The 10614-nt window shown below is 46.8% G+C and carries 9 protein-coding genes; 8 read left to right on the top strand and 1 reads right to left on the bottom strand.

The window, feature by feature from the left end:
* Positions 1 to 1023: type I glyceraldehyde-3-phosphate dehydrogenase (gap, locus tag J6U00_RS02400; protein ID WP_296578346.1), on the bottom strand; the 1023-nt coding region annotated here is incomplete at its 3' end.
* A 540-nt stretch (positions 1024 to 1563) separates the two neighbouring features.
* On the opposite strand from gap, the gene J6U00_RS02405 reads away from it, so the two are divergent.
* The 8 genes from J6U00_RS02405 to J6U00_RS02440 form a co-directional block, all read left to right on the top strand.
* Complete coding sequence (locus J6U00_RS02405; RefSeq protein ID WP_296578351.1) at positions 1564 to 1743, top strand: hypothetical protein; 180 nt, start codon at positions 1564 to 1566, stop codon at positions 1741 to 1743.
* A 151-nt stretch (positions 1744 to 1894) separates the two neighbouring features.
* On the top strand, positions 1895 to 2413 hold the full coding sequence (locus J6U00_RS02410; protein WP_296578353.1) for a CYTH domain-containing protein: 519 nt from the start codon (positions 1895 to 1897) through the stop codon (positions 2411 to 2413).
* Positions 2413 to 3381 (top strand): PhoH family protein, encoded by a 969-nt coding sequence (locus J6U00_RS02415; protein WP_296578355.1) that lies wholly within the window; start codon positions 2413 to 2415, stop codon positions 3379 to 3381. The genes J6U00_RS02410 and J6U00_RS02415 overlap by 1 nt, the downstream gene beginning before the upstream one ends.
* Positions 3374 to 3886 carry an rRNA maturation RNase YbeY gene (ybeY, locus tag J6U00_RS02420; protein WP_296578358.1) on the top strand — a complete coding sequence of 171 codons (513 nt, stop codon included), beginning with the start codon at positions 3374 to 3376 and terminating at the stop codon, positions 3884 to 3886. The genes J6U00_RS02415 and ybeY overlap by 8 nt, the downstream gene beginning before the upstream one ends.
* Entirely contained in the window at positions 3886 to 4779 is an 894-nt protein-coding gene (gene era / locus J6U00_RS02425) for a GTPase Era (protein WP_296578361.1), read from the top strand. The genes ybeY and era overlap by 1 nt, the downstream gene beginning before the upstream one ends.
* Before the next feature lie 251 nt (positions 4780 to 5030).
* Positions 5031 to 5777, top strand: coding sequence for a DNA repair protein RecO (recO, locus tag J6U00_RS02430; protein WP_296578364.1), 747 nt, complete (start codon positions 5031 to 5033; stop codon positions 5775 to 5777).
* 43 nt (positions 5778 to 5820) lie between these two features.
* Positions 5821 to 8211, top strand: a complete 2391-nt coding sequence (locus J6U00_RS02435; RefSeq protein WP_296578368.1) for an endonuclease MutS2 — start codon at positions 5821 to 5823, stop codon at positions 8209 to 8211.
* A 201-nt stretch (positions 8212 to 8412) separates the two neighbouring features.
* The coding region (locus J6U00_RS02440; protein WP_296578370.1) for a glycoside hydrolase family 9 protein at positions 8413 to 10614 on the top strand (2202 nt) is incomplete at its 3' end.

A 10614-nucleotide genomic window follows, 5' to 3' on the forward strand; every position in this document is an offset into this window, starting at 1 on the left:
GAGATACTTGATGGTGCGTACCATCTGTGAAGTGTAAGAGTTCTCGTTGTCGTACCATGAAACGACCTGTACCTGATAGGTATCGTCGTCGATCTTGCTTACCATAGTCTGGGTTGCATCGAACAGGGAACCGAACTTCATACCGATAACGTCGCTGGAAACGATCTCGTCCTCGTTGTAGCCGAATGACTCAGAAGCAGCAGCCTTCATTGCAGCGTTGATTCCGTCAACAGTTACGTTTGCACCCTTAACAACAGCTGTAAGGATTGTTGTAGAGCCTGTGGGAACAGGAACTCTCTGTGCGCTACCGATGAGCTTGCCATTGAGTTCAGGGATAACAAGGCCGATTGCCTTTGCAGCACCTGTGCTGTTGGGAACGATGTTTGCAGCACCAGCTCTTGCTCTTCTGAAGTCACCCTTTCTGTGAGGACCATCAAGAATCATCTGATCACCTGTGTAAGCGTGGATAGTGCTCATGATACCGCTCTGGATAGGAGCATAGTCGTTGAGTGCCTTAGCCATAGGAGCAAGGCAGTTTGTTGTGCATGATGCAGCTGAGATGATCTTGTCATCCTTTGTGAGAGTCTTCTCATTAACGCTGTAAACGATTGTAGGAAGATCGTTACCAGCGGGAGCAGAGATAACTACCTTCTTTGCACCAGCGTCGATATGAGCCTGTGACTTATCCTTTGAGCAGTAGAAACCTGTACACTCAAGAACTACGTCAACGCCGATCTTGCCCCAAGGAAGCTCAGCAGCGTTAGCCATAGCATAGATTGTAAGTGTCTTGCCGTCAACAGTGATTGTGCCCTTCTCGTCGTCTGCTGATACAGTGTGGAGATTCTCACCGATCTTTCCACAGTAACCGCCCTGAGCTGTATCATACTTGAGAAGCTGAGCGAGCATTGAAGGCTTTGTAAGGTCGTTGATAGCAACTACCTCATAACCGGGAGCATCAAACATCTGTCTGAATGCAAGACGACCAATACGGCCGAAACCATTAATAGCAACTTTAACTGACATGGAATATACCTCCTAAAAATTTGTATGGTATTATTATAACGCAACTCGGAAAAATTTTCAAGAGGTTCGACAAAAAAATAACAGAAATTTCGTGAAAAGTGCATATTGTACAAACATATAATTGCTGATATCAAAATTTTTGTTGCAGTTTCTTTGGCTCAAAAAGGACTATTATATACTTTTTATACGTAGTAGTATAGCAAATTGTGTAATGCGGCAGCAACAATACAACCGACATATCTACTAAGAAAGGAAATTACTATGGAAAGAAAAACGATATCACAGATTCCTTCGTTAACAGCTTCACAATGGAGTATGACCTATGTCCGCTCTACCAAAATATACTGTCGGACGCTGGTCTGTTGAAGCTGCTCATCCGCGGATTCGTGTGGAAGCTGATTCTGCTTGCAGACAGTGAAAAGATGAGTTTAAGATAAATATCGAGGCAACGTTGAAAACTTTAAACATTTCAGCGAAGTGTTTGAGGACATTTGTGGACGAATGTAGACTCTTTACCACGATGTTTAAGTGCCTACTCCGATGAGATATCCCCTTGAGATTGTAGAGCAGACAGAGCCTTTGGCAACGGCAGACAGTGATTCGATAACAGTCGAAACACCGCTGATGGGCAGCAATGGCTCAGCCAATGTTGAGACCTATCCTTCAGGTTCAAACGAGGGCATTTTCAATTCGGTCAACCTCATGCTGAGGGATATATGAGCCAGTATGTGACAAAATGGTGACAAAGTGGTTAAATTTAGCATATTAAACAGAATCTTCCGAATATTTTGTTGACATTATGCAAAAAAAGTTGTATAATAAATTGTGTTGAAAGAGATCAACGTAAAATCATCGTTTTCGGAGTGTGCTTATGGGAAAGAATTATGAGATAGAACGTAAATTTCTCGTTGAATTCCCCAACATATCAGAACTTGATGTGAAACGCAGGATAGGTATAGTCCAGACCTACCTCAGGAGTGGAGAAAACGGCTCCCAGCGCAGAGTAAGATCTGTGGACGAAAACGGGAGCGTAAAGTATACCTATACGGAAAAGGTGTTCCTCAGTCCTGTGAAAAGGGAGGAGAACGAGTTTGAGATAAGCGGTGAAGAGTATCACAGGCTCCTCACACAGCACCGCACCGACTGCCCTCCGGTCGTTAAGGTGCGATACTGCTTCGATTATCATGACCAGCTCTTTGAGCTGGACACATACCCGTTTTCAGACCGGCTCGCTATTATGGAGCTCGAGCTTTCCTCGCCGGAGCAGACTATAGATTTCCCTAATAATGTTAAGGTCCTCAGAGATGTTTCTGCGGACAGGCGCTATTCCAATGCGGCTCTTGCAGCTGCCGGAGCTTTCCCTGAACTGAAGATTGGAGAAAAGAATTAATGTCGGAAATATTCGTACCAGCTGACAGTCCCGAACAGCTTTCGGCACTGTTCGGACAGCTTGACGGAAATGTCAGCAGAATACAGAAGGATTTCAATGTCACTGTTGTCAGCAGGGACGGCGGTATCAAAATAATCGGCGACGGAGATACTGATGGAGCCGAAAAGGCTGTCCGCGCCCTTATGGAGTTTGCAGATAAGGGAAATGCCGTCAATGAGCAGACGGTCCGCTACGTTACATCGATGGTCGCTGACGGCATAGAGGAGGAGCTCCATGAGCTCGGCGGCGACGGCATATGCGTGACCGCCTCAGGTAAGATACTGCGCCCCCGTACCGTTGGACAGAAACGCTACACAGATGCAATAAAGAACAATACCATAGTCCTTGGCATAGGTCCTGCAGGCACAGGTAAGACATACCTCGCCGTGGCTATGGCAGTGAAGGCGTTCCGCGAGCATAAGATAAAGAAGATCATCCTTACCCGTCCTGCTGTTGAAGCAGGCGAAAAGCTGGGTTTCCTTCCCGGAGACCTTCAGGATAAGGTAGATCCTTATCTGCGCCCTCTTTATGACGCCTTGTTCGATATGTTCGGCGCTGAAAGCTTCGCACGCTATATGGAAAAAGGGATAATCGAGGTAGCTCCTCTCGCTTATATGCGCGGACGCACTCTTGACGAGGCGTTCATTATACTCGATGAAGCCCAGAACACTACTTCGGAACAGATTAAAATGTTTCTCACCCGTCTCGGAAACGAGAGCAGGATGGTAATTACAGGCGATATCACCCAGATAGACCTCCCCGATACAAAGAGATCCGGACTTGTGGAGGCTGTCAAGGTCCTGAGGGGGATAGACGATATCGAGATACATCGCTTCACGGAGAAGGATGTTGTTAGGCACAGACTTGTGCAGGATATTATCAAGGCTTATGAAAAATACAATGAAGGGAGAAAAAATAATCATGGCTAAGTTAAAAGTTTATGTCAAGAATAATCAGACAGAGGTGAAGGTCCCCGTAGGTATAAGGCTTCTTATCAGAAGATGCTGTCAGGCAGTTCTAACAACTGAGAATTTCGGCAAGGACGCTGAGGTGAGCGTTTCCTTCGTAAGCAATAATGAAATAAAGAATCTCAATAAAATATACAGAAATAAAGATACAGTTACAGACGTACTTTCATTCCCACTCACTGGCGAAGACGGAGCCGTTGAGGTAAATCCCGAAACAGGTGCGGTACAGCTGGGAGATGTTGTCATCTCACTGGAAACAGCTGTAAAGCAGGCTCAGAATTTCGGCCATTCACTGGAGAGAGAGGTAGGCTTCCTCACAGTACATTCTATGCTCCACCTTCTGGGCTACGACCACGAGACTGGTCAGCTCGACCAGCGTATAATGCGCGAAAAGGAGGAATCAGTCCTTGAGAAACTTGGTATCTCAAGAGACGTTACCTTCGTAGTCAACGGAGAAAACAGCTGATGTCGAGAACAGCTTTCGTTACTATAGCAGGACGTACAAACGCAGGAAAATCTTCTCTCCTAAATGCTATCGTAGGAGAGAAGATAGCTTCTGTAAGCAGCAAGCCACAGACGACCCGCACCCGTATCACGGGTATACGCAATATCGACGACGTTCAGCTGGTATTCTTCGATACTCCAGGGTTGCATAAGCCACTGAATAAACTCAGCGAGCACATGATAAATACCGTTAAGGAGTCGGTCAGCGATATCGATGCTGTACTGTTCGTTATGGACTGCACAAAGAAGATAAACCAGCAGGAGCTTGAGTTGCTAAGGTCTATGAACAGCTCGAAAATGCCGGTTATACTAGTGCTCAATAAGATAGACCTGCTCAGAAACAAGGACGAGTTGGCTCCGGTTATAGCGGAGCTAACATCGAAGATACAGTTTCAGGCAGTAGTGCCCGTAAGCGTTATCGAAAACAGCGGCGTAGATATAGTCATCGACGAGATAATCGCACTTTCCGAGGAGTCGGTACACTTCTTTCCAGAGGATATGATCACAGACCAGCCTGAAAAGGTGCTGGCTGCTGAAATGATACGGGAAAAGCTACTTACCCTTCTCAGTGACGAGGTGCCGCATGGTATAGCAGTCGGCGTTGATCAGATGAGCGAGCGTGATGACAAGGATATATTGGATATATCTGCTATCATCTACTGTGAGAAGGAGTCCCACAAGGGAATAATCATAGGCAAGGGCGGCACTATGCTGAAAAAGGCTTCTACAGCCGCAAGGATAGAGTTGGAGGATTTCTTCCAGATAAAGGTAAATCTCAAATGCTGGGTGAAGGTCAAGGAGGACTGGCGCAACAGGGAGAACCTAATACGCAGTTTCGGGCTTTCAGAGAAATAATTACCGCAAATAATCTCAGGCTTTCCGCCAAAAATATCATATGAATTAAAAATTGAGAATGAATGTATTGCCGATGTAATATTATTCTGCTCTGTCCGCGAAGCGGATACGGTAACTCTCAATTATAAATTCTCCATTCTCAAATTTTTGCCGGAGGTCTGTTTTGAACGAAGATATTTTATGGGATAAATTCGCCGTGAGCGGCAGTATAGATGACTATCTGCAATACTCGGCGCATAAGGAAGATAACCATGACAATTGTTGAAGGCATCGTCCTTAAAGAACGTTCTGTCGGCGAACAGGACAAATTTATAGATATACTGACCAAGGAGAGCGGAGTTATTGAGGTTTCCGTTAAAGGCGCAAGGAAAATAAACGGAAGATCAGGGAGCTCCACTCAGCTTTTGGCATATTCACGGTTCTGCGTGGAAAGGAGAGGTAATTACCTTTACTTGAACAGTGCGGAGCCGATACATATTTTTTACGGACTTCGCGGTTCTCTGACCAAGGTGTCACTTGCAAGTTATTTCGCAGAGGTCATGCGGTTCTGCATAAAGCCTGAGGCTCAGAACGGTGATATTATGAGGTTGCTGCTTAACTGTCTCCACTTCCTCGAAAATGGAGAGCGCGGAGAGAGCATGATTAAGGCTCTTTTCGAGTTCAGACTGATGTCGGAGATAGGTTATATGCCAGATGTGGTTGCTTGTCGAGGCTGCGGAACATATGAGCCGGAGGAGCTTTTTTTCTGCATAAGTGACGGTGGCTTTTACTGCGCAGACTGCTTTGAGAACGAAAGCGGTTCAAACTATATGAAGGTGAAGCTCCCTGTGCTCAGTGCGGTGCGGCATATCGTTCTTAGCGACTTTGACAGACTGTTCAATTTTCGCGTATCTGAGGAAACTCAGCAGAGGCTTTCAGCACTGGCAGAGTTCTATCTGCTGACCCATCTCGAACGCAGTTTTGGTACGCTGGATTTTTACAAGACTATCAAATCATAATTCTGCGGAGCATAATTATGATTTAAAAAATTAAAGGATAAATATGGATAAATATTTGAAAACACTTGAACTGGACAAGATACTGGAAATGCTTGCGGAGCTCACATCCAATGAGGAGACGCGCCGCATGGCGCTGGCGGTACGTCCCGACAATGACCTTGAAAGAGTTCGATATGAATGTCTAAAAACATCTCAGGCTCTGTCTCTTTCGGTGCAGTTCGGAACTCCGCCTTTCGGCAATTTCAAGGACATAAGCGCTGTGGCTGCAAGGGCTAAGTCGGGAGCGGTTATCTCTCTCAGCGACCTCCTTGATATTGCGGCAATGCTCAAACAGATAAAGGCTCTCGCTGACTGGTATGCTCATTGTGAGAATATGGAAACAGAGCTGAGCTACCTCTTTTCACGGCTCCAGCCAAATGACTGGCTCCTCGAAAAACTCGAACGCTCGATAATCTCTGAGAATGAGATATCTGACGCGGCAAGTGCGGAGCTTGCGGCTATACGCCGTAAAATAAATCGTGCAGGTATGCAGCTTCGCGAGACCCTTGACAAGATGATAAAGAACAAAACTACTCAGCAGTACCTTCAGGAGGCTAATGTCACAATCCGTGATGGTCGTTTTGTTCTGCCCGTAAAATCTGAATACCGCGGACAGGTTAGCGGTCTTATACACGATACCTCTGCTACAGGTCAGACTATATTCATCGAGCCGATGGCGATAGTTGAGGCAAATAATGATATCCGTCTCCTTGAAGCAAAAGAGCAGGAGGAGATAGAGCGCATAATCCGGCAACTATGCCGCGACTGCGGAGAATATGCTGATATACTTGCGGAGAATTACAAGGTATGCACAGAGCTGAACCTCTACTTTGCAAAATCAAATCTTGCGGCAAAGCTGAACTGCTCCCTGCCGGAAATAACAGATGATGGAAAAATGCACCTGAAAAAAGCTCGTCACCCTCTTATCGATAAGAACAAGGCTGTTCCTGTTGAGATAAGTCTCGGCGAGGACTATCAGGCGCTCATAATCACAGGTCCGAATACTGGCGGTAAGACGGTAACTCTCAAAACAGCCGGACTTCTTGCAGCTATGACCATGTGTGGACTTCTCATACCCGTTGCCGATGGCAGCAGGATATCGGTTTACGACAATATACTTGCGGATATCGGCGACAGTCAGAGCATAGAGCAGAACCTGTCTACATTTTCGTCGCATACGAACAAGGTAATCGAGATACTTAAAACTGCCGACGAGCAGTCACTTGTTCTACTTGACGAGCTAGGATCGGGCACAGACCCAGTGGAGGGCGCGGCTCTCGCAATTTCCATTATACGTCGCCTTATGCAGAACGGAGCGAAGGTAATGGTGACTACCCATTATCAGGAGCTTAAGGTTTTTGCTATCGACAGCGAAGGCGTGGAGAATGCTTCATGCGAGTTTGATATCGAGACCCTTCGTCCCACATACAGACTTATCGTGGGCTCACCAGGTAAGTCGAACGCTTTTGCTATATCCGAAAGCCTTGGTATGCCTGCAGATATAATTGATGACGCTAAAATGCGCGTCAGTGAGGCAAATACCCGTCTTGAAGAGGTCATCGGCAAGCTCGAGGCTGCACGTCTTGAGTTGGAAAAGCAGAAAGATGAGATAAACCGTCTGCGCGTTGAGACTGCCGAGCACGAGGAGACTATCCGCAGGGAGCGAGAGCAGATAGAGGCTTCAAAGGCTGAGGAGCTTGAAAAGGCAAGGCTCCGTGCTATGACTATCATAGAACAGACTAAGGCGGAGTCCAACGAACTTCTTGACGAGCTTGAAAGGCTACGTAAGGAAAAGGAAAAGAAAGATTTCAGCGCTAATGTATCGGGAATGAAGTCAAAGACAAAGCAGAGCTTCAACAAGATGTACGACACAGCAAATCCCGTAGAGAAGCGAGATCCCAACGAGGGCTACGTCCTGCCGAGAAAGCTCCGCAGGGGAGATACGGTGTACGTAGTTGACTTACAGCGCAAAGGCATAATTTCTGGAGAGCCAGACGGCAGCGACTTCGTTTACGTTCAGATGGGAGTTATGAAGACTAAGATGAATATATCCCGTCTGCGTCTTGAAGAACCGGAGAAGGTCACGGTGGGAAACAAGTCCATACGTCCAAATCGTAAGATGAACAAGGTAGGTGTAAAGGCTGAGCGCAGAGGAAAAATGGAGCTAGATATCCGAGGCTGCGCCTGCGATGACGGAGTTTACCAGTTGGATGCCTTCATAGATCAGGCGGTAATGTCAAATATATCGACTATTACTATAATTCACGGAAAGGGTACGGGACTGCTGAGACAGGCTGTACACAAGCGGCTGAAATCACATCCGTCGGTAAAGACGTTCAGGCTCGGACTTTTCGGCGAGGGCGAAGACGGCGTTACTGTTGCGGAGCTTAAATAAAAATTATTACGGGGCGAGGGTCACATCGCCCCTTTCATTTTTCAGAGAGCAGTCTGACAGCTAAAGGTACTTTATCCTACTGCTCATAATTTGCTTGACATCGACTGAGATTTGTGGCATAATTATGTTGTATAGCTATGGTATACTCGTGAGGAAGCTCCGCGGATACGGAGCAATATAAAATGAGAGGAGAGTTTTACTATGCTTAAAAAACTGACAGGCGGTATCCTTTCCGCCGTCCTACTTGCTACATCAACTGTTTCGGCATTGCCGGCAGGTGTTATGATGACAACGGCTAACGCCGCTGACGGCAAGTTCAATTACGCTGACGCACTGGACAAGTCGCTTTTCTTCTATGAGGCACAGCAGGCAGGTCCGCTTCCTGAGTGGAACAGAGTAGAGTGGAAAGCAGATTCTGCTATGAGCGATCCTGTTCTTGGAGGCTGGTACGATGCCGGAGATCACGTAAAGTTCAATCTTCCTATGTCCTATTCCGCTTCAATGCTGGCATGGGGCCTTTACCAGTACCCCGACGGACTTGCAAAGGCAGGTCTTAAGGAAACTTATGTGAACAATCTTACCTTCGTGCTAGACTATCTTGCAGAGTGCGACAAGGGCTCCGAGATTGTTTATCAGGTGGGTATCGGTAAGCACGACCACACATGGTGGGGTCCTGTTGAGCTTCTTGAATACGGTATGGAAGACAACGGACATTCTATAGCAGAAGCTCGTGAGGCTCTTAAGTCTTCCAAGGGATGTTCCGCTGTTTTCGGCGAAATGGCAGCTGCTCTCGCAGCAGGTGCGGCAGCGCTTGATGGCGATATTGACGCTTCCAAGAAGGCTGACTACTTAAAGCATGCTGAGAATATTTATAAGATAGCAAAGTCATCACCAAGCGATGATGTATATAATAAGAGCGATGCTCAGGGATTCTATCAGTCCAGCCACTTCTACGATGAGCTCTTCTATGCTGCAAACTGGCTCTATATCGCAACAGGCGACAACGGCTACCTTGATGATGCAAAGGGTTATATCCCAAATCTCGGCAAGATGCTGGGCGAGGGTGATACTATCGCTTACGGCTGGGGACACTGCTGGGACGACAATACTCAGGGAGCTATGTTGCTCTACGCTATAAACACAAATGATTCAAGCGCTATCGCTCACGTAAAGAAGCACTGCGACCGCTGGGTAAACGGCGATGAGGCTAAGACAATCTCCGGCGGACTCCGTTGGCTGAGCAACTGGGGTTGTCTGAGGTACGCAAATACAGCTGCTTTCATTGCAACTGTTGCAAGCGATACTATTCTCACCTCAGAGGCTTCCAAGTACACAGAATTTGCTGAGACACAGGTAAACTATGCTCTCGGTGACAATCCACTGAAACAGAGCTACGTTGTAGGCTTTGGTGACAAGTATCCCCAGAACCCTCATCACCGTACAGCTCATGGTTCATGGAAGAATGACCTTAAGATACCCGATAAGACAAGACATATCCTCTACGGCGCTCTCGTAGGAGGTCCTAACCAGGATGGCTCTTACAACGACGACCGTCAGGACTTCATCAACAACGAGGTTGCTACAGACTATAACGCTGGCTTCACAGCTATGCTCTGCAAAATGGTGGATAAGTACGGCGGCACAAAGGATCCAAATTTCCCAGAGCCAGAGGTACATGACGGTCCCGAGTTTTACGTTGAAGTGCTCTCAAAGGGTGGCGATTCCAGCGGACAGACTATCAGCTTCAAGGTGACCAACCACTCCGCATGGCCAGCAAGAGTTCAGGATAATATCTCATTCAGATACTTCATGGACCTCAGCGAAGTAATTTCCGCAGGCAAGAACCCTGAGGATCTCGTTATCCGCTGCGACCGTGATCAGTCTGCAATGTATGCAAATAAGGGCTACAAGACAGCTGAGATATCCAAGCCGATACAGTACAGCGGCAATATCTACTACATCGAGGTAAATCTCCCTGACGGACGTGTTGTTCTCCCTATATCAGAGGGACAGCAGCAGTGCGAGATACTCCTTGCTATCGTAATGCCCGACTACGGCAGTGGCTGGGATTCATCAAATGACTTCTCTGCTAAGGGTGTAGGCAAGGGTTCGTCAACAGACGGTACAGCTTCAGGCGTTATAACACCTTATGTACCTGTTTATATCAATGGCAAGCTCTATTATGGCGAAGAGCCTGACGGCACAAAGGCTGACGGTCTTGGCAGCACAGGTAGCGATACACCAAGAACAACAACTTCTTTAAAGCCCAAGGATACAACAACTACCACAACTACTTCCGAAACTACAACTACAGAAACAACAACTACAACTACAGAAACAACAACAACTACTACTACAACTACTTTAGATCAATCTTATTGTGATAAAAAATATGGATCACTA

The organism is Ruminococcus sp., assembly GCF_017650195.1.
Taxonomy (GTDB): Bacteria; Bacillota; Clostridia; order Oscillospirales; family Ruminococcaceae; genus Ruminococcus.